Origin of the sequence: Streptomyces sp. NPDC052301 (assembly GCF_044593395.1) — a bacterium.
Classification (GTDB): domain Bacteria; phylum Actinomycetota; class Actinomycetes; order Streptomycetales; family Streptomycetaceae; genus Streptomyces.
In genome coordinates this window covers 20755-45855 of the sequence record NZ_JBIUBE010000010.1, presented here as the reverse complement: position 1 = coordinate 45855, position 25101 = coordinate 20755, and the positions used below count along the sequence as shown (strand labels likewise).

The 25101-nt window shown below is 69.9% G+C and carries 18 protein-coding genes; 12 read left to right on the top strand and 6 right to left on the bottom strand.

Translation table 11 applies throughout. The features are described from left to right. The first annotated feature begins 74 nt into the window (after positions 1–74). Complete coding sequence (locus ACIHEJ_RS26865) at positions 75–1022, top strand: bifunctional riboflavin kinase/FAD synthetase (protein ID WP_400139200.1); 948 nt, start codon at positions 75–77, stop codon at positions 1020–1022. Positions 1023–1104: 82 nt separating this feature from the next. Here ACIHEJ_RS26865 and ACIHEJ_RS26860 read toward each other — a convergent pair whose 3' ends face one another. The 3 genes from ACIHEJ_RS26860 to eccE all read right to left on the bottom strand — a co-directional run bounded on the left by ACIHEJ_RS26860 (position 1105) and on the right by eccE (position 7005). After that, positions 1105–4530 carry an SCO5717 family growth-regulating ATPase gene (locus ACIHEJ_RS26860; RefSeq protein ID WP_400139199.1) on the bottom strand — a complete coding sequence of 1142 codons (3426 nt, stop codon included), beginning with the start codon at positions 4528–4530 and terminating at the stop codon, positions 1105–1107. A 358-nt stretch (positions 4531–4888) separates the two neighbouring features. Continuing rightward, a complete protein-coding gene (locus ACIHEJ_RS26855; RefSeq protein WP_400139518.1) occupies positions 4889–5599 on the bottom strand; it encodes a hypothetical protein in 711 nt (236 codons plus the stop codon). A gap of 68 nt (positions 5600–5667) precedes the next feature. Then, positions 5668–7005 (bottom strand): type VII secretion protein EccE, encoded by a 1338-nt coding sequence (eccE, locus tag ACIHEJ_RS26850; RefSeq protein WP_400139198.1) that lies wholly within the window; start codon positions 7003–7005, stop codon positions 5668–5670. Between the two features lie 196 nt (positions 7006–7201). On the opposite strand from eccE, the gene eccB reads away from it, so the two are divergent. From eccB to ACIHEJ_RS26835, 3 genes are read left to right on the top strand one after another with little or no spacing between them, the layout of a single operon-like run. Beyond that, positions 7202–8731, top strand: a complete 1530-nt coding sequence (eccB, locus tag ACIHEJ_RS26845) for a type VII secretion protein EccB (RefSeq protein ID WP_400139197.1) — start codon at positions 7202–7204, stop codon at positions 8729–8731. A gap of 11 nt (positions 8732–8742) precedes the next feature. Further along, positions 8743–9996, top strand: a complete 1254-nt coding sequence (gene mycP, locus ACIHEJ_RS26840; protein WP_400139196.1) for a type VII secretion-associated serine protease mycosin — start codon at positions 8743–8745, stop codon at positions 9994–9996. Further along, entirely contained in the window at positions 9984–10592 is a 609-nt protein-coding gene (locus ACIHEJ_RS26835; protein WP_400139195.1) for a hypothetical protein, read from the top strand. The genes mycP and ACIHEJ_RS26835 overlap by 13 nt, the downstream gene beginning before the upstream one ends. Positions 10593–11132: 540 nt before the next feature. Here ACIHEJ_RS26835 and ACIHEJ_RS26830 read toward each other — a convergent pair. From ACIHEJ_RS26830 to ACIHEJ_RS26820, 3 genes are all read right to left on the bottom strand, one after another. Further along, a complete protein-coding gene (locus ACIHEJ_RS26830; RefSeq protein ID WP_400139194.1) occupies positions 11133–11624 on the bottom strand; it encodes a hypothetical protein in 492 nt (163 codons plus the stop codon). A 133-nt stretch (positions 11625–11757) separates the two neighbouring features. Then, positions 11758–14085: a hypothetical protein gene (locus ACIHEJ_RS26825; protein ID WP_400139193.1), complete on the bottom strand. Its 2328-nt coding sequence runs from the start codon at positions 14083–14085 to the stop codon at positions 11758–11760. 74 nt (positions 14086–14159) lie between these two features. Then, positions 14160–14672, bottom strand: a complete 513-nt coding sequence (locus tag ACIHEJ_RS26820; RefSeq protein WP_400139192.1) for a hypothetical protein — start codon at positions 14670–14672, stop codon at positions 14160–14162. 511 nt (positions 14673–15183) lie between these two features. Here ACIHEJ_RS26820 and ACIHEJ_RS26815 point away from each other — a divergent pair. The 8 genes from ACIHEJ_RS26815 (at position 15184) to ACIHEJ_RS26780 (ending at position 25063) form a co-directional block, all read left to right on the top strand. Continuing rightward, positions 15184–15669, top strand: coding sequence for a hypothetical protein (locus ACIHEJ_RS26815; RefSeq protein WP_400139191.1), 486 nt, complete (start codon positions 15184–15186; stop codon positions 15667–15669). Beyond that, on the top strand, positions 15666–17468 hold the full coding sequence (locus ACIHEJ_RS26810; RefSeq protein WP_400139190.1) for a hypothetical protein: 1803 nt from the start codon (positions 15666–15668) through the stop codon (positions 17466–17468). Before ACIHEJ_RS26815 ends, ACIHEJ_RS26810 begins: the two co-directional genes overlap by 4 nt. A 129-nt stretch (positions 17469–17597) precedes the next feature. After that, entirely contained in the window at positions 17598–18779 is a 1182-nt protein-coding gene (locus tag ACIHEJ_RS26805) for a S8 family serine peptidase (protein WP_400139189.1), read from the top strand. Between the two features lie 110 nt (positions 18780–18889). Then, a complete protein-coding gene (locus ACIHEJ_RS26800) occupies positions 18890–19231 on the top strand; it encodes a WXG100 family type VII secretion target (protein ID WP_366015691.1) in 342 nt (113 codons plus the stop codon). Positions 19232–19268: 37 nt separating this feature from the next. After that, complete coding sequence (locus tag ACIHEJ_RS26795; RefSeq protein ID WP_366015690.1) at positions 19269–19571, top strand: WXG100 family type VII secretion target; 303 nt, start codon at positions 19269–19271, stop codon at positions 19569–19571. A gap of 156 nt (positions 19572–19727) precedes the next feature. Continuing rightward, on the top strand, positions 19728–20699 hold the full coding sequence (locus ACIHEJ_RS26790; protein WP_400139188.1) for a serine/threonine protein kinase: 972 nt from the start codon (positions 19728–19730) through the stop codon (positions 20697–20699). A gap of 10 nt (positions 20700–20709) precedes the next feature. Next, positions 20710–22935 (top strand): protein kinase, encoded by a 2226-nt coding sequence (locus ACIHEJ_RS26785; RefSeq protein WP_400139187.1) that lies wholly within the window; start codon positions 20710–20712, stop codon positions 22933–22935. Beyond that, positions 22901–25063: a protein kinase gene (locus ACIHEJ_RS26780; RefSeq protein ID WP_400139186.1), complete on the top strand. Its 2163-nt coding sequence runs from the start codon at positions 22901–22903 to the stop codon at positions 25061–25063. The genes ACIHEJ_RS26785 and ACIHEJ_RS26780 overlap by 35 nt, the downstream gene beginning before the upstream one ends. Positions 25064–25101 lie beyond the last annotated feature (38 nt).

Sequence of the window (25101 nt, the reverse complement as noted above, 5' to 3'; positions counted from 1 at the left end):
GGCACCCGGCATGGCACCCTTAGACCTGCACAAGAGGTCAGAAGACACGGACACGGGTTCGAGGAGCGGTCACAGTGCAGCGCTGGCGTGGCTTGGAGGACATCCCCCAGGACTGGGGGCGCAGCGTCGTCACCATCGGTTCCTACGACGGCGTCCACCGAGGCCACCAGCTGATCATCCAGCATGCCGTCGACCGCGCCCGCGAGCTGGGCGTCCCGGCCGTCGTCGTCACCTTCGACCCGCACCCCAGCGAGGTCGTCCGCCCCGGCAGCCACCCGCCGCTGCTCGCTCCGCACCACCGCCGCGCCGAACTGATGGCCGAACTGGGTGTGGACGCGCTCCTGATCCTCCCCTTCACGACCGAGTTCTCGAAGCTCTCGCCCGCCGAGTTCGTCGTGAAGGTCCTGGTGGACAAGCTGCACGCCAAGGCGGTCGTGGAAGGCCCGAACTTCCGCTTCGGCCACAAGGCGGCCGGCAACGTGGAGTTCCTCGTCGAGCAGGGCAAGATCTACGACTTCGAGGTCGAGATCGTCGACCTGTACGTCACCGGTGAGGCGGGCGGCGGCGAGCCGTTCTCCTCGACCCTGACCCGCCGCCTGGTCGCCGAGGGCGATGTCACGGGTGCCCGCGAGATCCTCGGCCGCCCGCACCGCGTGGAGGGTGTCGTCGTGCGCGGCGCCCAGCGAGGCCGCGAGATGGGCTTCCCGACGGCCAACGTCGAGACCCTCCCGCACACCGCCATCCCCGCCGACGGCGTGTACGCCGGCTATCTGCACGTCCAGGGCGAGGCCATGCCGGCCGCGATCTCCGTCGGCACGAACCCGCAGTTCGACGGCACCGAGCGCACGGTGGAGGCGTACGCGATCGACCGCGTCGGCCTCGACCTGTACGGCCTGCACGTCGCCGTCGACTTCCTCGCCTACGTGCGCGGCCAGGCGAAGTTCGAGTCCCTGGAGGCCCTGCTGGAGCAGATCGCCGCCGACGTGAAGCGGTGCCGCGAGATCGTGGCGGCGGAGCGGTAGACCCCCCGCGTAGCGAGAAGGGCGGCCGGTGCGCTGAGCACCGGCCGCCCTTCGTCGTGCGGTCCCACCGCCTCGCGGCGAGCTACTGCTGGGGCGGCTGAGGCGGGGCCTGCGGGGGCTGCTGCTGTCCCTGCTGCTGGTCCTGATGCGGCTGGGGGTAGCCGTACGGGGGCATGGGCTGCTGGGGCTGCCCCTGGGGCGGCTGTCCCGGCTGCTGTCCCTGCGGCTGCTGTCCTTGCTGGGGTGGGTACGGCTGCTGGTCCGGCTGCGGGTACTGCTGTCCCGGCGCGGCCTGCGGGTAGGGCTGACCCGGTGCCTGCGGGTACGGCTGACCCGGTGCCTGCGGGTACGGCTGACCGGGGGCGGCCTGCGGGTACGGCTGGGCCGGATAGGGCTGCGGCGGACCGGTGTACAGTTCCTGGCCTGGTGCCTGGGGGTACGGCTGTCCGGGCATCGGCTGGCCCGGCATGGGCTGTCCGGGCATGGGCTGGCCCGGCATCGGCGGGGCGGCCACCGGGGGCGGGTTGCCGTCGGACGTCCACAGCCCGTGCGACTGCTGGTGTCGTACGAAGTCCTCGGCGACCAGCGCGGCGAGGTTGAAGTACGCCTCGCGGGTCCTCGGCCGCATCATGTCGAGGTCGACCTCGGCACCGGCGGCCAGATGCTCGTCGAAGGGCACGACCACGACGCCGCGGGTCCGGCTCTCGAAGTGCTGCACGATGTCCTCGACCTTGATCATCTTGCCGGTCTCACGGACCCCGGAGATCACGGTGAGGGACCGGGAGACCAGGTCGGCGTACCCGTGCGCGGACAGCCAGTCCAGCGTCGTACTGGCACTGCTCGCACCGTCCACGGACGGCGTCGAGATGATGATCAGCTGATCGGCGAGGTCGAGCACGCCGCGCATGGCGCTGTACAGCAGACCCGTGCCCGAGTCGGTCAGGATGACCGGGTACTGCCGGCCGAGCACGTCGATCGCGCGCCGGTAGTCCTCGTCGTTGAACGTGGTCGAGACGGCCGGGTCGACGTCGTTGGCGATGATCTCCAGACCGGAGGGCGCCTGGGACGTGAAGCGGCGGATGTCCATGTACGAGTTGAGGTACGGGATCGCCTGGACCAGGTCACGGATGGTGGCCCCGGTCTCCCGGCGCACCCGGCGGCCGAGCGTACCGGCGTCCGGGTTCGCGTCGATGGCGAGGATCTTGTCCTGCCGCTCGGTGGCGAGGGTGGAGCCGAGCGCGGTGGTCGTGGTCGTCTTGCCGACGCCGCCCTTGAGGCTGATGACCGCTATCCGGTAGCAGGACAGCACCGGCGTGCGGATCAGCTCCAGCTTGCGCTGCCGCTCGGCCTCTTCCTTCTTGCCGCCGAGCTTGAACCGGCCGGCCGCCGCCGCGGGTCGCCCGCTCCTCGCCTTCTGCTTCTTGTTGTTGAGCAGCCGGTCCGCGGACAGTTCGACCGCGGCCGTGTAACCGAGGGGCGCGGCGCCCGGGTTGGTGGGCTGCCGCTGGTCGTGCTGGATCGGCTGCGGCCAGGCGGCCCCGGACCGCGGATCGACCGGCGCCTGAGCACCTCCTGCCTGCCCCTGCGCGGCCCCCGGGGTGTGGGCTTGCGGCGGCTGCGGGAAGCCGTAACCGCCCGCCTGTGCCGGTGGGTTGGGCGCGTCCGGCTGCGGGAAGCCGTACCCGCCGGGCTGCGGCTGCGGCTGCGGCTGGGGAGTGGGGGCACCGGGCTGGGGGAAGCCGTAGCCGGTGGGAGGGGTGGGAGGGATGGGGCCGTTGGGCGGGGTCGGGTTGTCGGGGGCCGGACGGGGCGCCGGGGGCTGCGGGAAGCCGTAACCGCCGGGGGCCTCGGGACCCGCCGGGTTCGGCTGGGGAGCCGGGCCGGGTGCCGGTGCCGCGGGCTGACCGGTCGCATAGGGCTGACCGGGCTGCGGTGCGGTGGGCGTGCCGGGCTGGTGCGGGCCGGGCTGGTTCGGCTGGTTCCACGCGGCGGGCGCGGGCTGCGGGGCCTGCGGCTGGAAGGGCGGCTGCGGGCCGGGCACGGCACCGGGACCCTGGGCGGCCTGCGGGTGCGGCTGCGGCTGACCGGGCATCGGGCCCGGCTGCTGCGGCGCGGCCTGCGCCGGCCACTGAGCGGCCGGAGCCGGGGCGGCGGGCTGGTAGGAGGGCGGCAGCGGCGGAACCCCGCTCTGCGGCGCCGGCGGGGGAGTCCACGCGGGCGCGGAGTCCTGGGCGGCGGAGGGTACGGGGGCCTGCGGGGTGGTGCCCTGCGGCGCTCCCGGCTCCGTCGTGGCAGGGGTGTCCGAGGTGTTCGTGGTCTCCGGCGTCTCCGCCTGGGCCGGCTGGGAGGTGCTGTCCTGTGCCACCGCGTCGGACGCGGCGGCCTCGGGGGCGACATCGGTGGGGCCCGGAGTGTCCGCGCTGTGCGCGGTGTCCGGGGACTGCGGCGCGTCGGACGTCCCGTCGGCCGAACCCTCCTGAGCGGCAGCCGTCTCGTCGGCCTCCGCCTCGCCTTCTCCCTGCTGGTCCTGCTCCTGCTCCTGGTCCTGCTCCTGCTCGGGGCCCGGGTCCTCGTCGGCCTCGCCTCCGGCGGTCCCCGGGGCAGCCGCGTCCGCCACCGGCTCGCCCTGCGTGGACTCGCCGTCGCCGGACTCCGCGGCCTCGCCGCTCTCGGCGGAGTCCTCCGCGCTCGCAGCCGCCTGCACCGCCTCGGACTCGGCCTCCCCGACCTCAGCGCCCTCGGCCTGCTCGTCGGCGGCCGCCGCGCGCTCGGCGATCTCGGCCATCTCGCGCTTCAGGGCGACGGCGGAGAACCGCATGGTGGCTCCGCTCTCCAGATCCCCGTTGCTCGTCTCCGGCACGACGGCGTCAGAAGCAGCACCCTGCTGCGACGGGACCTGCTGCGAAGGGAGCTGCTGCGGCGGGACCTGCTGCGCCTGCTGCGGCTCGAAGCCCTCCGGCAGCCCCGGCATCGGCACCGGGCTCCCGGCCGGCGGGGGCGGGGCGTACGGAGCGCCTTGCGCCGACGCGGGCGGAGCGTAGGGAGCCTCGGGTGCCGGGGCGGCCGGCGGCGGGGCGTACGGGGTCCCCTGGGGCGGAGTGCCGGTGGCGGCCGGCGGGGCGTACGGAGTCCCCTGCGGCGGCGTACCGGTGACGAGCGGCGGCGGGGCGTACGGCGTCCCCTGTGGCGGCGTACCCGCGGCGGGCGGCGGGGGAGTCGGTCCGGCAACCGGCGAGCCGGGCGGGAACTGCGGCATCCCGGAAGCGCCAGGCATCCCGGAGTCGTTCGACCCCGTGACACCGCCCGCGCCCACCCCCGCCGGGCCGGCCGGGGCAGGGCCCGTCGCCGTACCGGAGCCGCCCGCCGTACCCGACGCGTTCTGCGTGTACCAGGCCGGGGGAGCGTAATCGATGGTGAACTCGCCGGTGGTCTCGACGGCCTCCGCGTCGGGCTGGTCATCGCCGGGTGTGGCCCAGCCCCCGCGCATCCCGTCCCGATCGCTGCTCACAGTTCCTCCTGGTGTGGTCGAGCACCCTCATGCCGTGCCGGGGCGACCATGTCGTGTCGTTCCGAGTCGTCCGTAGTCGTTCGAGGCAGTCCGGTCCATCCGGTCCTCCCCCTGGGACACCGACGCGCGGTACACGGGTCCTGCCATCGCGCCCGCTCCCAGCCTAATCACCACGAGCCACACCTCGGCAGGCCCGCCCACCTCTCGAGCCGGGCCCACCAGGTCACACAGCGCCCGCAAGTGCCCTGTCCGCCAGGCGCCTTGCCGAACGGAACAGGGAGCAAACGGCGGACAAGTGACGAATCACTGAACGCACCGACCACCCGAGCAGTGAACAAAACGGACGAGCAAGGGCAGTTCAGTCCATGCGTCGTGGTGTGCCCAACAATCCGATCTCGGCATCGGTCGGTTGGGTCATCACGTACTGCCGGTCACGGTCGGTGCACCAGAGCGTGACGCCGTCGGGCAGTGCCGGCAGCGACTCCATCTCGGTGCGCGACAGGCCCATGGTGCGCCCGAGTTCGGCCGCCTCGTCCGGCGAGACCCGCTGGATGCCGGCGAGCCGCGCCTGCCGCAGCAGCCGGGGCGCGACCGGGCTGAGGTACGGCAGCAGGGTCAGTACCGACTGCCAGGGCCCGGACACCACACGCCCGCGCGGCGGCCGCATGCCGCAGTCCCGCACCACCAGCACCGGCGTACCGGCCGACGCGCCCTGCGGCGGCACGCGCCCGACGTCGTACACGGACAGGCCGTTCTGCCCGCCGCCCATCGCGTGCACCATCTGCATCCAGGCCTGCGGCCTGCCGGTCTCCACGGCGACCCGGGCACCCGTGGCCGCCGACCGCAACGCCAGCACCTGGGCGGTCCACAGACCACCGATCAACACGACGTCGTACGGCGTGGGCCGGTTGATCCCCAGCACCGCCGGCTGCCCCTCGGCGTCGACACCGGCCACCACCCCGTCGTCACCGATGGGCAGCGCGAGTGTCTCCAACTGCTGCACCGGCACCCCGTGCCGGCCGTGCCGGGGCCCGACCAGGCCGAGGCCGTGCCGCAGCCGCTCACCCATCCGCCGCAGCCCGGAGGCCTCCGGAGTCCGCTGCGCGTCCGGGCCCACGGAAGTCGTCGGAATCGTCGTCACCGGGCACCTCCGAGGGGCAGCGTGGCCAGCATGCCGGGCAGTTGCTCACGGTCGAGGCGCGCCAGGCCGGCACCGGCCTGCCGGGCCGCGTCCTCCAACGCGCGCCGAGCCGCCACGAGTTCGTCGTCGCTGCGCCCGGTCACCCGCAGATGCCCGCACAGCGACACCTCCTGCCGGTCCCCGGGCGCCAGGGTCAGGCTGAAGGTCGTCGCCAGCGCCGGTATCGCCGTGACCCGGGCGACGAACTGCGGCAGCGACTCGCCGCGGTCACCGCCGAGTTGGGGCCACCGGCGGACCCAGTACGTGGTGTGCCGCCGGTTGTCGCAGCGCCAGCTGCGCCCGGACTCCTCGGTCCGCCGCTCACGCGTCTCGCTGCGCCCCGCCTCCGCGGTGACCAGCGGGTTGGCGCACGCCGAGGTGGCCAGCGCGGCGACCAGCTCCTCCTCGTCCAGCACCCGGGCGCGGAACCCGGCACCGGTCAGCCGGCTCGCCAGATGGTCCGCGGCCCGTACGACACACTTCTGCGCCCCGAGCAGCCCGCCCCCGCGCGCGGCCACCGCCTCCGCGCACAGCTCCGGGTCGAGCTTCAGCGCGATCCACGTGATTCGCACGGCCGGGGCGCCCGTCTGCTCCTGCAACGGAACGTAGTTGGCGACGGCGACGGACTGCTGCGGCAGGTGCAGCGCGGGCGCCGGCTGCGTGTGCAGCACGATCTGCGCCGACTCCAGCCGGATCCCGTCCACCTCCAGCGCGTCCCGCACCAGCCCCACCGGCAGCGGCTGGCGGCTCCGCTCGGCCCGCAGCGCGGTCGCGTCGGCCTCCACCTGGAGCACCGCCGTGACGAACGTCCCGTCACCGACGACGCCGACCGGCCGCCGGTCACGCGCGCCGTAGGAGTACGTCCGCAGTGCGGGCTCGCACTCCACCGCCGGGACCAGCCCGGGCTCCGTGCCCGGAGGTATCGGGGTGTTCTCGGCCCGCTTCCGGCGGGCCCGCAACTCCCGCGCGGTGGCCAGCCACTCGGGCAGGGAGCGGCCCCGCCGCCGTACGAACGCCAGCAGCACCAGCGCCACCGCGACGACAGCTGCCGGCACCAGCGCCATCATCCCGATCGCCCAGCCGACGACCAGCACGGCCGCCGCCAGCTCGACCAGCACCAGCCGTTGCAAACGGAACGAACCGGCCTGGCCCGGCCGGGGCCGCAGCCCGAGCGTGACCGACTGCTGCGCCGCGCCGCGCTGAGCGGAGGCGCCGCGCGCCGACGCCGCGGACCCGGTCGCACGGCCGCGCGCCGCCGACCGGCCGCGCGCTCGCGTCCGCGTTCCGGAAGCCATCACTCCATCCCCCCGATTTGCTCACAACTCGCTGGAACCAGGCCACTGAACAAGGCCCTTGAGGGCCCAGGTACCCTACCCGCTCCACGAGACCCGCTCCGTACCAGGCATAGTAGGGGCCGGGTCCGACAACGGAGGGCGGGGGAGCTGTTCCCCGGGCGCGCTCCGCGTGAGACACGGGGAGAAACGGGCACAGATGGCATCTCGGCGGGATCAACTCAACGCCTACACCTTCGCGAAGCGCCGCATGCTCGCGTCGTTCGTGCAGTCGTCACCGGATGCCTCCGACGAGGGGGCACCGCGGCCACTGCGCGCCGTCCTGCCCGGCGCGATCGTCGGCGTGGTCGTCCTGGCCGCCTTCGGCGCCTGGGGCATGTTCAAGCCGACGGCCCCGCAGGGCTGGGACACACCGGCGACGAAGGTGATCATCGCCAGCAAGTCCACGACCCGGTACGTGGTGCTGAAGACGAACGGCAAGGCCGAGCTGCACCCGGTCCTCAACATGGCCTCGGCCAAGCTCGTCCTCGACGGCCAGAGCGACGTCGACGTCGTCACCGTCGACGAGTCGATCCTCGACAACGGCAAGATCCCGCACGGCGTCACCATCGGCATCCCCTACGCCCCCGACCGGCTGCCCTCCGCGTCGGAGGCCGGCGCGGACCACACGTGGGCCGTCTGCGAACGCCCGAGCGGCAGCGGCAGCTCCATCCAGAAGGCCGCGTTCGTCCTGGCCGAGCGTGACCGGAAGAAGACCGAGAAGGCCGGTCAGAAGCTGCACGGCGGTGAACTCCTCTACGTCACCACCCCGTCGGACAAGAAGCAGTACGTGGTCGACGCCCAGGGCACGGCGTACCCGGTGGACGGCTCCAACAGCAACCTGGTGGAGACCCTCGTGGGCCTGAACCGCAAGCCCCAGCAGGTGACCAGCCAGTGGATCGACACCCTGCACCAGGGTGACCCGATCACGTTCCCGCAGATCGACGGTGTCGCGAACGCCGCCGCGAACGCACCGGGTGAGCTGGGCGACGCCAACCGCGTCGGCATGGTCCTCCGGGCGCCGGTCAACGGCCAGGAGCAGTACTTCGTGGTACTGCCCCACCGGGTCGCTCCGGTGTCCGACTTCGTCGCCCGGCTGCTGCTGGCCGACACCGACCTCGTGAAGCTCGGCCAGGCCGGGCACTACAAGGAGGTCAGCGCGGGCGCCATCACCCGGGGCGAGCCGTTCGCCGCCCAGAAGCACTGGCCGACCGAGGAGCCCAGCGCCGTCAACGACGCCTCCACCGCCGCCGGCAGCAGGAACACGGTCTGCAACGTCCTGCACCACGTCGACCCCGACGACGGGGGCACCACGCTGACCACCTGGGCGGGCAAGGACTTCCCCGCCGAGCTGGCCACCGACTCGTCCAGCGCCTACGTCACCCCGGGCTCCGGCCAGCTGTACCGGCAGTTCCAGGGCAAGGAGACCAAGGTGGGCCCGGTCTTCCTGGTCACCGACACCGGTCTGCGCTACGCCCTGCAGTCCAACGCCGACAACGCCAGCGAGAACAACGGCATCGGCATGACCGCCCAGCAGCGCAAACAGCTGCAGACGCAGGCCAAGCTGGCGCAGACCCGCCTCGGCTACGCCGACGTGAAGACGACGCCCATTCCCGCCCCCTGGTCGAAGTTCCTGCCGACGGGGCCGCGTCTGTCGACGGCGGGCGCGAGCCAGCCGCAGGGTTCGTGAGGGGTACGCCGATGCCGTCCACCCTGCGCACCCGTACGAGCCTGGCGTCGGCGCTGGCCGTCACCGCGTGTCTGCTGGCGGCTCCCGCGGCCGCGGCGGACTCGGTCACCGACCAGTGCACCTTCTCCAAGCAGAACCACAAGTACACCGGCACGCCCTGGTCGTTGCAGCGCGTCAACCTCGACGAACTGTGGACCCAGTCGAAGGGCAAGGGCGTGAAGGTGGCCGTGATCGACACCGGCGTCGACACGGCCAACCCACAGCTGACCCACGCGGTCGACGCCTCCCGGGGCGCCAACTACCTCCCCACGAAGGACGGCAAGGGGGAGAAGATCGACGTCGGGAAGAAGGACGGCACCACCGACACCGTCGGCCACGGCACCCGCGTCGCCGGCATCATCGCGGCCCGCCCCATGAAGGGCACCGGCTTCGTCGGCCTCGCTCCCGAGGCCACCATCATCCCGATCAAGCAGAACGACGCCGAGGGCCACGGCACGTCGGGGACCCTCGCCACGGCGATCAACCACGCCGTCGCGGCGGGGGCCCAGGTCATCAACATCTCCCAGGACACGACGAACGCCGTGGCGCCGGGCGACGCCCTGCAGACCGCGGTCGACGAGGCGCTGAAGCACAAGATCGTCGTGGTCGCCTCGGCGGGCAACGACGGCATCGACGGCAACTCCAAGCGGACGTACCCCGCTTCCTACCAGGGCGTCCTCGCCGTCGCCGCCTCCGACCGCAACAACGAGAAGGCGGCCTTCTCCCAGGCCGGCGACTGGGTGGGCGTCGCCGCGCCGGGCGTCGACATGATCTCGACGGTGCCCAAGGGCGGCCACTGCTCCGACAACGGTACGAGCTTCTCCGCGCCGTACGTGGCCGGAGTGGCCGCGCTGATCAAGGCCAAGCACCCCGAGTGGACGGCCCAGGAGGTGGTCGCCCAGATCGAGCAGACGGCGGAACGCTCCATCAACGGCCACGACCGCCTGGTCGGCTGGGGCGTGGTGGACCCGGTCCGCGCCCTGACGGAGGACGACCACCCGATCGAGACCCCCCACCCCGACGCCGGCCTCACCCATGTGCAGGCCCCGACCCCGGCCAAGCTCACCCTCGGCGAAACCCCCCAGGAACGCACCGCCCGCATCGCCACCTACGTGGCCGTGGGCGTGGCGGTGCTGGTGGCGGGGCTGAGTGGAGGAGCGGTGGCATTGCGGGACGCGCGGCGCAGGCGCGGCGGCCGGATGGGAGCGGGGTCATGGACGCGCTGACCAAGCTGAATGTGCTGGGCCTGGTTCTGTCCGCCGTACTCGTGGCCATGGCCTGCGTGAAGGCGGACCGGGTGCGTGCCTGGCGCAGGAACGTCAATCCGTCGGGTCCGGAACTGCCCGACTCCGCCTTCGTCGCCGCCCGCCTTCTCTTCCTCGGCCTGGCCGGCCTCGGCGTCTACGCGGCCGTCCAGGGCTTCGGTGTCTCCGACCGCGCGTCCTGGAGCGACGACGAACTGACCAGCGCGGTACGGCAAGCGGCCGATGACCTGGACGGTTTCACGTTCCAGGCCGACGACGCGGGTCACCCTCTGGCCTTCACCGACTACGCGTCGCTGATCGAGGAGAAGGTGTACGAGTACGGCGGAGGCGACGCACCGGAGTACGGGGTGACGGTCGACTCCGCCGGAGGAAACACGGCCGGCGACTCGTCCTTCACGGTCACCGCGGACGGCGCGGACGGCGCGTTCTGCACGCGTGTCCAGCGCACTCGCTCGACGAAGGACGATTACACGCCGCCGGGCATCACCGGGGGAGAGGGGACCCTGACGTATCCGGGGTACCGGCTTGCCGTGTCGGTGCGAGACGGGGAGTGCTGAGCGGCCCCTTGGGGCACTGTCGTTCCGCGACAGCGGCGGCGTAGTTTTCGATGAAACGCCGCACGTCCGCCGCTTCCCCCTCGCGCGAGGTCCGCACCGTGGCCCACAGGGAACCGCCCCGCGAGCCCGAACGGGGACACGGGACAAGCCCCACGGCCCCCGTCGGCGAGTAGAGGACACGACCGCCGTCCGCCGACGCATCGGCCGGCTCCACCCCGAAGGCCGACATGGCCACGTCCTGCGCGGAAGCGTCCGGCCCGCGCTTCTGCACGCTGCTGGAGAACACGACGTCCCCGTCGACGAGAAACCGGCACCGCTCGACCCCGACCGCGGACGTCGGCTGCACGCTGACCTTGTCTCCGGGGGGCAACAACGCCCCCAGCACGGAGCGGCCGACCTCGACCCCGCACACATCCGCGGGCACCGCGTAGCCGCGCCCGCGCGCCGAGGAGGAACAGCCGACCACCCCACCGACCAGCGAAACCCCCACGACAAGACCGACGGCCCCCCTGCGAAGACCACTCACCAGCCGGGCTCCGCTCACCGCGTCACGCCGGCCGGCACGTCGCACTTCGCCCTCTGGTGAGCGGAGAGGGCGGCGTTCCGGGCGAGCGAGATCAGCCCCTCCCGCAACTGATCGCCGTCGGCAGTGCCAAGCTGTTTGAGCTCTACGACGACGCTCAGGTGCCGCTCGAAGCCGCGGGAGACGCAAGGAAGATAGATGGCGGCGACCCTGTCAGAAGCGACGGCCTTGTCGCCGGCAGCGAACGGCTTCACCGAGGCATGCGACACGGAGTTCGCGACCACGTCCTTCACCCACTCGTCCGCCTTGTCGTACTGCATCATCTCGGCCGTGGCCGCAAGGAGCTGCTTCCCGTCGCCGTCGACGAAGCAGGAGGCGAAGAAGCTGTCGTCCATGTCGTCGGTACGCCCATCGGTGACGGCGCCGTCGAACGTGTACGAGGACTTGTCCGGCAGGACGCGTTTCAGCGCGGCGGCACTGTCCGACGAGGAGCCCAGCGTCCTGCACACTTCGGATGCCTTGATCTCGCCCTTCTTCTCGAAGGGGGGAAGTCCGAGTGCGTAGAGGACGCCTCCGACAAGGCAGAGCAACAGTGCTGCTCCCCCGGCGAGCAGGGACCTTGTACGAGTGGATGCCAACGTCTCAGTCTTCCGTGTCGAGCTGTCGGGGGATACCCTCCCCGTCCAGGTATTTGTGCACCTTCGTCCCGGCCGTGTTGAATCCGTCTTCCGCAGCCGTGGCCACGGAAGCCTCGATCAACGGGTAGCGATGACCGGAATTCTCGCCCGCCTTCCTGGCGGCGAGTTCCACCACCTTGTACGTCGAATCGGAAGTGTCCTCGAAGCTCTCACCGTTGCGGTAGATGATCTCGCCGGAGCTGTCTCGCATCGCTCCTTCGGTGATCTTGCCGATGATCTCATCGGCCGTCGCACCAGCCACGTCACCGATGATGGCACCGCCGGGACCGGTCATCGGTTCCGTGGCCATGCCGATGCCGATGCCTACGGCCGTGCCTCCCCAGCTTCCTGCGCTCTCGATGGCGGCGTTGTAATCGGCGTCCTTCGCGCCACCCTCCAGTTCTGCCTGGTAGGCCCGGCCGGCGCCGATGATTCCCTCGATCTCGCCCGCCTTGCGTGCGATTTGTTCGGTTCCCTGTTTCAGGTTGTCGGCCTCGGAGAAGGCAGGGTCCCCGGTATATGCCGACGGATGCTCGAAGTGATACTGCATCAGCTGAGTCGTGTAGCTGGTCTGACCGAGGTTGACCGCAGCGTAGCCCTCAGGGTTCTGGCCGACCGCGTACAGGAACCTGGTGATATCCCGTTCGTTGAGCGCGGCCGCTGTGCCTGCCACCGGAAACAGCGCCTTCTCGCTGGAACTGCCCGCATGCAGTTCCCGGTGGATATCGGGCATGTACTCCGCAGCGATCTGCCCCATGCTGTCCGACATGTAGCTGTGGCCGGTCAGTCGCTTCGGATCCTCGGACACCGAATGGAACAGGTCCTCCACGAGCTTCGCCTGTCCCGCGTTGTGAGGGGGAGTGTCCAGCGTCGGCATCTCGCCGGCCGGATGCCCGGTCGTGGCGGCCTCCAGGGCCAGCGCCAGGTTGTTCTGGCCCGTGACGATGTCGTCCCCGTGGAGGTCCGCCTCCTTGGGCCAGTCCCGCTCCTCGAACAGGTACTGGAAGTTCGACAGCGACACCTTGCCCTTCTTGCCGTTGCCGTCCGTGTCCCGCTCGAAGGGGTCGTCCGGGTCGTCCTTGGAGATGTACTGCTGGTTGAGGAAGTCGGTGGCCGCATCGGGGCTGTTGGACAGGCCCTTGAGATAGCCGGTGAGCGGGTCGTTGCCGCTGTCGTCGCCGATCCGGTTCAGCCAGGAACTCATGCCTGTGCGCTGCCAGATGGGGTTTCCGTGCTCTCCGTTGCCGGTCATCTTCCGTTCGGTGGCCATGAGCTTGGTCCCGTAGTCCTTCAGGAACTGGTCGTCATAGTCACCGGTCCGCATGAGGTTGCTCATGACCTGGAAGCCCATGGGGCCACCCCGGTCGCCGTAGAGCGGCTTGTCCCCGATGTCGATCATCTTGCGCTTCCACTCGGCCATGTCCGTGGAATCGCTCTGCGTGGCGTGGGCCAGGGTCAGTCCCAGATTTCGCTGCAGGTCGTCGAACTGGTCGAGACGCTTGTGCCCCAGCTCGTAGTTGCCCCTGTTGGGATCGCTGATCCCGGTCCAGAACTCCAAGGTCTTCTGCGGCCCGAGGCCGGTGGCGAAGCGCTCGGAGAACAGCGGATCGTTCGCATACTTCTTCAGTCCCGCGTTGAGCCGGTCGAAGTCCTCGACGGACAGGTCGTCGGGGTTCTTCTTCGCGAGCTTCGCCAGCTCATCGGCCTCCTTGACCGCATCCGCCGCCGCGTCGCGGTCCTTGTAGCTGGCGTCGGAGAAGCCCATCGTGGTCTGGTCGACGAGCGCCATGAGAACGGTCTTGGCCGTGTTGTCGCTCTCGCTGGCCTTGCTGAGGATGCCCTGGATCTCGTCGCGGAGGTCGTCGACGTCCTTCTGGTCGGTCGCGCCGGTCTTGCCGCTGGGATCGGAACTCCAGTCGGGCCGCGTGTTGCCCATGACCGTGAACTTGCCGTCACCGGCGTCGACGACGGTGAGGTTCTTCTTCTGCCCGCGCGAGACGGCGTCCGTCAGCTGCTGGTGGAACGTCTTCAGCTCGTTCCGGGTGTCACTCAGGATGTTGTGGATGGTGGTCGCCTGCGTGTGGGCGTCCCCGAACTCGCCGGCGGTCTTGCCGACGAACTCCCTGGAGACCTGCGCGTTCACCCCGGCCCAGTCGGCCTTGAGCGCGGCCTTGTGCAGATCGTCCTCGGCGTCCTTCTTCAGGTCCGCGAGGTGCTTCACGAGCGTCGACCAGTCGGTGACGGCGTCGTCGAGCAGCTTGAAGTTGGCGTGGTACAGAGCGTGGAAGTCCATGCGGGTCGTCGTCCTCTGGGAGTAGCGGTGTCAGCTGGTACGGAGGGAGGTCTCGCCGGCTCCTCCCCGTGCCGCTACTCCTTCTTCTTGTCCTTCTCGCCGTAGATGGAGTTCTTCTTGCCCGGCGCCCCGACCCGTTCGTCGAACCCGTCGTCCAGGGCGTCGATGCTGCTCATCTGCCGCTGGATGTAGTTCTCGTCGTTCGCGTGCACGGCCTTGGTGGTCTGCATGTGGTTGGAGATCTGGGCGCAGGCGTCCATCAGGGACTTCAGCTGCTCCTCCCAGCGGTTCGAGACGTGCTGGAGACCGGCACCGAGAGCGAAGCCCTGCTTGGAGAGGTCACCGGCCGCGGAATCGCTGCTCGGGGTCGCCACGCGGGCCTTGTCCCAGAGCTGGTCGTAGAGGTGATGGGCGGCGCCGCCGATCTTCTCCAGGTCCTTGTGGCCCACCTTGAGGTCACCGGTCTTGCTGGGGACGACGTACGGGCCGTAGGTCCCCCCACCACCGTCCACATGGTTGAGCTGCATGTGCGCCGACTGCCCCGAAGCGGCGTGCGCCTTGAGCTGCTCCCACTCGTCCCATGCCATGGAAGGCCCCTTCCCCGTGTGAACGCTCCAACGACGGGCAAAATAGCAACCCCACTAGAGAAAAATCCGCGCCATGTCTGGCATGTGTGGATTGTCGAGCGTGAAGATTCACGGGAGGTGGCTGATCGCGTGGCGTGGCGGGTATGCACGCCCTTGTTGTGGTGCTGATGGCGGCCAAGTGGGTGCGGGCCGTGCACTCTGACGCACCATGGAGTGGTTTTGGGTCTGCAAAGTCCTTGCGCTCGCGGTGCGTAGAGGCGGCGAGGCTGGGCGCATGTGAAGTTTCTGCGCAGATGCAGGGACGCTTCTGTCCTTATTGACCACGTTGTCGGCCTTGGGTGGCTCCGGAGTCGGTCACTTCGGGACACCTTTGCAACTGAACCGTCGCAGAGTTCAGTTGGCCGCGATTTCCGCAGTGACTACAGTGGTTGGCGATGGATCCGGGGGTGGGTCGCCCGCTGCCCCGGTCTGTTGAGAGCTGTACGAACGGGGAAACGGGGAAGGGGTCGCGGTGAGCGGCGGTAGCGGCTCGGGCATGAGGCGCGGCATTGATGCGCTGAAGGACTTCAAGGGCAAACTCGACAAAGTGCTGCACGAGTTCGACGACGGAGACGGCGGGCCGTCCAAGATCGCGCAACAGCAGCTCAGTCGCTCGTCCTTCGGCGGTACGAACGCGAAGTTCGATGAGGCAGGTGACCTGCACACCGCGTACGAGACCGTCCACGCGCGCCTCATCCATCTTTCGCAGACGCTCGGTCTGCACATCGAGGCTCTGCAGCTCGCATCGCATGCGGCCGATGCCACCTACGACCTGAGCGAGGACGAGGTTCGGCGCCGGTTCTACCAGATCCGAGCCAAGATCGACGCGCAGTACCAGGAGGACATGAAGAAGGCCGCCGCCGCTGACAAGGCGAAGGCAAGCCACGAGCACACCAAGCCGGCGGCACCACATCCCGGACGCAGCCACGGCACGTCGATGGGGACGGACCTCTCATGAGCGACGACTGGAAGAAGCAGCAGAAATACAAGTCGGATGTGCAGCAGGTCGACACGTCGGTCAACACAGAGGTCAAGCCCGTCACGACCGCGCAGGACATGTTGGCGAACATGCCGTTCTTCGGCGGTGTGCGAGTCAACCTCGTCGGATCGACGAACTTCGAGGACCACGGCCTCAACGACATGATCGACCTGGTCGAGCATTCCAACCCCGAGCACCTCGAACTGACCAGCAAGGCCCTGTTCGATGCCGGTGCGGGGATCCGTAAGGCTGCGGGGGGCCTGGAGGAGCACCTCAAGGTCGACTGGGAGGGCGAGGGCGCCGGAGCCTTCCAGGAGTGGACGCGGGACCTGCTCAAGTACACCCAGCACCTCGCTCACTATGCCGACCGAGCCGGCACTCACCTCTCCGTGGCGGCCACAGGCCTGGCCTCCGCCCGCGTTTCCATGCCGCCCAGGGATACACGCCCGGCCGACGAGCAGAAGAAGCCCACCGAACTGCCGAAGGCCAAGCAAGTAGACAGCAACCCGGACTACGCGGCCGCGGTGAAGGCCGAGAAGAACCGGCAAGAGGCCATCAACCAGATGAACCGGTTGGCCTCGTACTACAAGATTGCGGCGTCGGACCTGACCAAGGAGCCGGAGCCGCAGCCGCTCAAGCCCATTACGAATGTCGGAGTCCCGAAACCGCAGGGTATGAGAGACGATGGTCTCTCGAGGTACGGCTCTGGGGCTTCGTCGGCGCCGACACCTGCTGTTCGAGGCGGTTCAGGAGCGGGCCACCACTCAGCGGCAGAACCGACCGGCACGGTCACTGGCGGCCACGTCGCACCTGTCAAGGAGGTACACGAGCCGGTCACGAGTCACGGTCACGACGTCGGTACGGAAATCAACACCGTCGGCACTCTGCCTCCTGCGCCCGCACCGCACGACACTCCGACCCCGACGCTTCCGACCGCGGGTGGAGGCGGGCAGACGCCTCCGCTGCCCACCGGCCCCGTGGCGCCTCCCATCGCGCCGACCGTCGGACGTTCCACAGGCTACGGCCCAGCACCTCGACTGCCCCTGTCTGCGCAAGGCCGGACCGGCCCGTCAGGTACCTCAGGCGGTCGGCTCCCGCAGGGGGCTGGCCGAGTTCCGCAGGAGCCCGAGGGACAGACAGGGCGTGCCACTGCCGGCGGTCGGGTGCCGCAGGGTCCATTGGGGCAGGCGGCCCGTGCTGCTGGACGCGCGACTCCGACCGGTCAGTCGGGCATGAGGGGGGCGACGCAGTCGGGGCGCTCGCCTCTCGGCCGTGGTGTCACCGGTGGCACTCCGAGGCCGGTCAACACGACGACCGGGCGTACCGGAGCCGCCGGTCCCAGCGGTCCCGTGCGCAACGGAGTCGTGGGTGGCAAGCCCGTCAGCGGTCGTCCGAGCGGTGCTGGCTCCAATCCGCGAATGCCGCGCGGTACGGTCGTCGGCGCCGAGGAGCCGGGGTCTTCCACGCCGGTGAAGGGAACCGTCGGCCAGCGAGGGGTCGTCGGTGCACCTGCCGCCAAGCTGGAACGGGGCGATGCGCAGGAGGTGCTGCGCTCTGCGTCCAACCCCCAAGGCGTGATCGGCGCCCCGCGCAACGCTGCGGCCTCGTCCGCCAAGGGCTCTGCTGGCCACGGTGACGACTCCGGAATCACCCGTGGCGTTGTCGGTGACCGGCGAGGCGCGGAGGGTGGGTCCGCTCGTGTCGGTGAGTCGGCCGAGAAGGAACACCACCGGAAGACCCAGAAGCAGCGGCGCGACACGCCACAGAAGAGCGACTGAACCCGAACGAGGACGTACAGAGGCATGAAGCCAGGGAGCCGCCGGCGCGGCACGAAGACTGCCCTCCTCTCGAGATGCAGTGCGAGACGGCTGTCCGCTGTGTGTTCGGCACTCGGCGCGCTGGTCATCATGTCTGCAGCGCTGGCTCCTGGGGCTGCCGCCGTCGACGTGCAGTCGAAAGAGTGGTACCTGGATGCGATGCGTGCCCAGGACATGTGGAAGATCAGCACGGGCAAGGGGGTGAAGGTTGCCGTGATCGACAGTGGGGTCAATCCGGAAACCACCTCCCTCAAAGGCCAAGTGCTGATCGACGACGTGCCCAAGTCGGTGGCCTATCACGTCACACAGGACTACGCCGGGCACGGCACTTCCATGGCCGAAATCATCGCGGGTACGGGTGCAGGAGGCGGCATCAAGGGCCTTGCGCCCGGTGCGAAGATCATCCCCATCCGCGTTGATCTGGAGGGGCTGAATGACGCGGACGGTCTGACGGGCGAAGAAGAGAGGAACGCGCCCGACGATGCTGCGGCGATCCGCGCGGCCGCCGACAGCGACGCCAAAATCATCAACATGTCGTTCGGCGGACCGTACTCGGATGATGAGACCCAAGCCGCCATCAAGTACGCGGCGTCCAAGGGCAAGTTGGTCTTCGCCGCCATTGGCAACAGTGGAGACAAGGGTAATGGCCAGGAGTATCCGGCCAACTACCCCTACACGATCGGCGTCTCCGCCATCGACAAATCCGGCACGGTGACCAAGTTCTCCACCCACGGCGACTATGTGGACTTCGCAGCCCCGGGTCTGCACATCCCCTCTTGGTGCGACAACAAGTTCACCGAGTACTGCGACAGCCGGGGTACCAGCCCCGCTGCTGCCATAGCCTCAGCGTCCGCAGCGCTGGTCTGGTCCGCTCACCCGAGCTGGACGGGCAACCAGGTTCTGCGCACACTGATCGACACCGCCGGCCGCTCCTGGCCGAAGGACAAGCCCAGCACGTACCTCGGCTACGGCGGCATCCGGCCTCGGCGAGTGCTGATCAACAAGAACATCGATCCGGGGCCGGCCAACGTCGACCCGCTTGCCGCCGAGAACGGAGGCGGCGCATCGGCCACCGACACCTCTTCGGCCAAAGCCCCGTCCACCAAGCCGACAAAGGACACCGGCTCCTCCAGCGGCCCCACCTCCGCCGCCGCCAAGGACTCCGGCTCCGGTGGCAGCACCCAGACCTGGGTGATCATCGGCGCCGCAGCAGCCGTACTAGTCATCGGAGGCGCAGGTTTCGCCGTGCTGCGAGCACGCCGTAACGCCTGAGTGCGCTCCCGAACCCCTGCTCCTCGCCGAGTGAGCAGAAGCCCGCTTGCCTTCAGCTGACGCCAGAAATCAGCGCAGGGCAAGGTCAGTTCACAACGAAAGGCATCGCAATGGCGACTGGGCGTCAGAAGGTAAGTGACAAGGACATCATCGTCCTCGAAAAGGAGCTCGCGCACCGTTTCGAGGGCATCAAGGGTCAGCTCAAGGAACTGCAGAGCCTCATCGACAGCCTCGAGGGCCACTGGAAGGGCATCGGCGCCGGCGCGTTCAACGCCAAGCAGACCGAGATCAACGAGCGCATGGTGAAGATCGGCAACATCCTCGCCAAGTTCATCGAGGGCATGAGCGCCACCCGGAAGATCAAGGACAGCACCGAAGACGAGGTCCGCTCGCAGGTGCAGGGCATCGACGTGAACTACGGCGGCTCGACCTCCGCGCTGTCCAGCCTCTGATCCCGCCCGCCCACCACTTCTCGACAACGGAGTAATCATGAGCGCCAACAACATCGGCGACCTCGAAGTCTCGTACCACAACCTCGACCACACCGCCACGCAGCTGGCCAACCACGCCAAGCGACTCGAGGAGAGCCTCGAGGCCATCAAGCAGAAGGTCGCCGGCGTCGCCAGCATGTGGGAGGGCGAGGCCCACCACACGTACACCGAGCAGCAGGCCGCGTGGGACCGTGAGGCCCAGGGCATCCACGAGGCCCTGATGGCGATCGGCCGCGTCGTGCACGCCGCCGGCGGTGACTACCAGGGTGGCGACAAGAAGGCTGCCAGCTACTTCATGTAAGGCTCGAACCGGAGCCGAACGTGCAGGATGCAGCACCGGGGTGGGCACGCACGGGAGGTGCCCACCCCCCTGCCATGTCCGGATCCTGAACGGATGACCGGCACAGGAGACCGGCAGAGGTCAGCAGAGACAAGACAGGCAACAGGACAGGGAATCGTGCACACCACGGGTGGCGCCACAGACGTGGTGGGCGCAGGAGGGCAGGACCGCGCCGGACGATCCCGGCACGTCGGCCCGTACGTTCTCATCACGCCTCTGGACGACACCCGCACCAAAACCCCCGTCCCCGAACGCCGTTACATCGCCCGCAGCGCCGACGGCCGGCACACCGTCCTGCTCTCCCTCCCGCTGCCCGGAGCCGACGCTCAGCGCTTCCTGACCGAAGCCGAAGCCTCCCGCTACCTCCTCGGCCCCTGCGCGGCCCCCGCCACCGCCCTCGCCGGTCCCGGCGAACCCGCCTGGTACGCCTGCCCGTACAGGCCCGCCCTGCCGCTACCCACCGCCCTGGCCGTGCACGGCGGACCACTGCCCGAGCGAACCGTACGCGCCCTGGGCGTGGCCCTCGCCGAGACCCTGGCCGTCCTCCACGGGCAGGGGCTGACCTTCGCCGGCCTCTCACCGTCGGCCGTCCTCCTCGCCGCTGACGGCCCCCGCCTCTCCTGTTTCGGCGCGGTGCGCGCGGCCGCCCCGGACGGTACGTCCCGCTCCGGGCTGCCGGGGCTGGAAGCGGGCAGTCTGCCTCCGGAGCAGGCATCCGGCGGGCGCCCGCGTCCTCTCGGGGACGTGTACGCACTCGGCGCGACGCTCGCCTACGCGGCCACCGGCTACACGACACCCGAACGGGACGAACTCCCGGCGCCCTTCCGCTCGGTCGTCGCCCGGTGCCTCTCCCGCGACCCGAGCACCCGCCCGCAGCTCGCCGAGCTGATCGACGCCCTGTCCGGCGCCACCGGGACCGAGACCGAGACCGGGAAGGAAGACCGCTCCAGCTCCCTCCTCACCCCCGGCTGGCTCCCCGGCCGACTGATCGCCGCCCTGGCCCACCAGTCGGCGGCCGTCCTCATGGCGGAGATCCCCGTCGAGGCCGGGCCGACTCCGCCCACGAACCCCATATCTCATTCGGACTGACGACGGTCTCATGCCCTCCCCCCTCACCCACGACGACCCCCGGGCTTTCGGCCCGTACCGTCCCATCGCCCGCCTCGGCAGCGGCGGCATGGGCACCGTCTACCTGGCCCGCACGGCCGGCGGCCGTACCGTCGCGCTCAAGACGATGCACGCCCGCATCGCCACCGACCCGGCCTTCCGTACCCGGTTCCGGCTGGAGACCGACGCGGCCCGGGTCGTGGGGGAGCGGTTCGGCGCCGGGGTCGTGGACGCGGACCCGCGGGCGGAGACGCCCTGGCTGGCCACCGAGTACGTGCTCGGACCGCCCCTCGACGAGGCCGTGGAGCTGTGCGGTCCGCTGCCCGAGACCTCGGTACGGGCCCTCGGAGCGGCGCTGTGCGGGGCACTGGGGCAGCTGCACGCGTCCGACGTCGTGCACCGCGACCTCAAGCCGTCGAACATCCTCGTCACCGCGTACGGTCCGAAGGTCATCGACTTCGGTATCGCGCGTGCGGCCGGCGACGACCGTCTCACCCGGGTCGGGGTCGCGGTCGGCACCCCCGCCTTCATGTCGCCGGAGCAGGCGAGCGGGCAGGAGCACACCGCGGCCGGCGACGTCTTCGCACTCGCCGGTCTGCTCGTCTTCGCCGCCACCGGGCACCCGCCCTTCGGGCACGGCCAGGCGGCGGATCTGCTGTACCGCGTGCAGTACACCGAGCCCGACCTGAGCGGGGTGCCCGGCAGCCTCGTACCGGTGCTCGCGCAGTGCCTGGACAAGAACCCCTTCCGGCGGCCGACGACCAGTTGGCTCGCCTCACAACTTCATGACGGGAGCGGGGAGTTCGCCGACCATCTGCCGGACGGCCTCTTGGCCGACATCGGGAGACGGGCTTCCGAGGTCTGGCAGATCACCCCGCAGCGGCTGCCGGCCCCGATCGACGAGCCCGAGATCGTGTCGACGGCGGTGCGGACGCGGTGGTCCCGCCGGCGGTTGCTGTTCACCGCTGGGGGCGCGGCCGCGGCCGTTGCGGCCGGGACGGCGGGAGCGTTGACCTGGGGCGGGTGGCCCGGCGGCCGGAAGGCACAGCCGGCGCCGGGGCCCAGCAACAGCCTGCTGCCGAAGAAGCAGCTGGACTCCCTCTGGCAGATCCAGGTCGCCGACCCCGACAACCCGTATTTCACGGACGACATGGCCTCGCTTCCGTCGCAACTGCACGTCGTCGGTGACCTCGTGGTGCTGATGGCGGGGATGAACCTGAACGGTGTCGCTGCGGGCACGGGAAAGATCGACTGGCAGTCGGACGACACGGAGTGGACCTGGCAGACCACGTCCGACGCGGAGCGCATCCTCCTGGTGACGTCGGGGGACGACCACTCCTCGGGGCTCGACACCTCCAAGGCGAAGCCACTGGCCCTGGCCTGGATCGATCCCCTCACCGGCACGGCGAGGGATCCCTTCGTCCAGTTCACCGACCTCGATTACCTTCCGCTGAACCAGGCACTGTGCATCGCGGACGGGGTGGCCTATGTGGTCGCGGGGCGGGGCAAGTATTCCCTCAGCTTCCTCGCCTCCCAGTCCTGGTACGTGGTCGCGGTCGACATCGGCACGGGCAGGCGTTTGTGGACGGCACCGTTGTCTCCGCGGCGCCAAGATCCCCCGAAGTTGTACGTCCTCGCCGCCGATGTCGTGGGCGGCCGTCTCGTGGCGTTGCAGGAAGCGACCGACGGCAGTGTGCATGCAGTCGCACGCGACACCCGTACGGGCACCGTCCTGTGGGACCGCAAGCTGGACGGTGTCGATCCGGACAGCGTCAGGCAGCCCTTGGTCACCGACGCGCATCACCTGTACGTGGGCGCCGGCCGGCTCAAGGCTCTACGGCTCGGCGACGGCAGCGTGGTTTGGGACTCCGGCTCCGAGCGCCCGGGCCGTCTCCACAGCCTCCCCGCGCTCGGCAACGGCACCGTGTACGCCGTCGAACAGGACCTCGGGGTCGTCGCGTTCGACGCAGCGAGCGGGCGCGTCAAGTGGCAGGAGAGGGGCGGGGAGGCCACGAAAGCGGACCTGAAGACCGCGCCGATGGTCGGCTCCGGCTACGTGTACAGCAAGCGAGGGGCACGGCTGTGGGCCACCGGTCTCTCCTCCCACGCCCCGGCCCACTCCTACCGGACCACCGGTGACCAGTTCGTGATCCATGAGAAGGCAGGGGAGATCATCGCGCTGGGTGGCCACTTCCTCGCAGCTTTCCCCTTGCGATGAGCCGACCGGTGCAGAGAAGAGAAAGCGACAAGCGATGAGACCCCTGGGGACCGGCGACCCGATCCGCCTCGGCCCGTACCGGCTGCTCGGCGTGCTGGGCGAGGGTGGCATGGGCAAGGTGTACGTGGGACAGGACCACGCGCGCACCGTCGCCGCCGTCAAGGTGCTCCGACCCGAACTCGCCCACGACACCGGGCTCGCCCAGCGGTTCGTGCGCGAGGCGCTGGCGGCCCAGGCCGTGCGGAGTCCGGGCGTGGCGGCCGTGCTGGGTGCACAGACCGAGGGCGGGCGCCCGTGGATCGCCACCGAGTTCCTCGCCGGACCGACCCTGGACCAGATCGTGGACCGGCGCGGCCCGCTGGACGATGCGGAACTGCGCGCCCTGGCCGTGTCCGTCGCCCGCACCCTCCGCGACATCCATGCCGCCGGCTTCGTCCACCGCGATCTCAAGCCGCCGAACATCGTGCTCACTTCCACCGGCCCGCGGGTCATCGACTTCGGCATCGCTCGCCCGGAGCACGGTCTCACCCTGACGACCACCGGTCAGATCCCGGTGACCCCGGGATACGGTGCCCCCGAGCAGGTGCTCGGCCGACGCGTCACCCCCGCCGCCGACGTCTTCTCCCTCGGCGCCGTCCTCGTGTACGCGGCTACCGGTAAGCGGGCGTTCGAGGGCACGCACGTGGCTGCCGTCCAGTACGAGGTCGTGCACGGCGAACCGCATTGGCACGGCCTCTCACCCGAGCTGCACGCCCTGATCGCCCCGTGCCTGGCCAAGGAGGCGGCGGCGCGGCCCACGCCCGAGCAGATCAGTGGGGCCTTCACGCTGCCCAAGGGGCACGACAGGGTGTGGAAGCGTGGTTCTGTGGGCGATGCGATCAGGGAGCGGGAGCGTGAGGTTCGGGAACTGACCGCGCCACTGCTGACGACGCAGGCCGGTACACCGCCGAGTCGGCGAAGACTGCTGACCGGGTTCGCTGCGGGCGGCGCACTGCTGGCGGCGACCGGTGGCACGGGGTGGTGGCTGCTGCGTGACGGTGGCCCGAGCCGCAAGGACCTGTTCGCCATTCCCCCCGCGGTGAAGACACCGTCGGCACGCGTCCTGTCCGCCGACGCCGGCGACTACATCGTCGGTGACCAGGTGAAACCGCTCTGGCACCACAAAGGGGTCGTCGGATCCGATGCCCTGGCTCCGCTTCCGGTCCGGGACGTCGTCATCGCCGCCGCTGCGGCCGGTGGCATCGCGGCGTTCAACGTCGTCGACGGCAAACGTCGCTGGCAGACCTCGACCGTGGAGGCTACGGGCCGCTGCCTCTCACTCTCCGACCGTCTGCTCGTGGCCGCTGACAAGGAAGGCACGCTGCGCACCTTCGTCCCTGCCACGGGCGAACCCAAGTGGACGGCGCGGGCCGATGCTGCGGTGCTGCTGGCCGCCGATGAGGAGGCCGTGTACGTCGTGACCAAGGACCACCGGCTGCGCTCGGTGGGTCGTTCCGATGCGAGAATCCGCTGGACCGTGTCCATCCCGGCCCCGTTTCGGACTCATGTGCTCCCTCAAGGGGCGGTCGACAGCGGAACACTGGTCGTCTCGACGACGAACGGGCACGCCTTGGCGCTCAGCACGAAGACCGGCCGCTCCCTGTGGACGCTGTACAACCAGGCGAGGAAGAAACAACTCGTCCCGGTGGCACGCAACGGCGTCGTATACCTCAACGGCAAGTCGCTCTCCGCGCGAAGGATCTCGGACGGCAAGGAGATCTGGCAGGCGACAAACGAGTACGTGACCCCGCCGGAATGGGGTCCTGCCGAAATCCATGGCGACTTCGTTTATTCGATTGTCGGCACCATGCTCACACGGTGCCATAGAGACAAAGGTCAAGACTACCGGTGGGCGTCATACGGCTCGGCCGAGGGATCGGTGGTGGTACAGGGAAGTGGCGTCTGGAGGGTCCACCAGGAGTATGACGTCACGACGATACGCACCGCGAGCATCGAGGACGGTGCGGAGGTATGGAAATACGACTTGTATCACTTCTTGGGTAACAAGATCGCCGTCAGCCTCGGAGCCGACGGCAACCGAGCCTTCGCCACGGCCAACAGCGATCTGATCGGGTTCCCGGTTTTCTGACCCATCCCCTCGGCCGAGGCACCTGCCAAGGAAGCCGG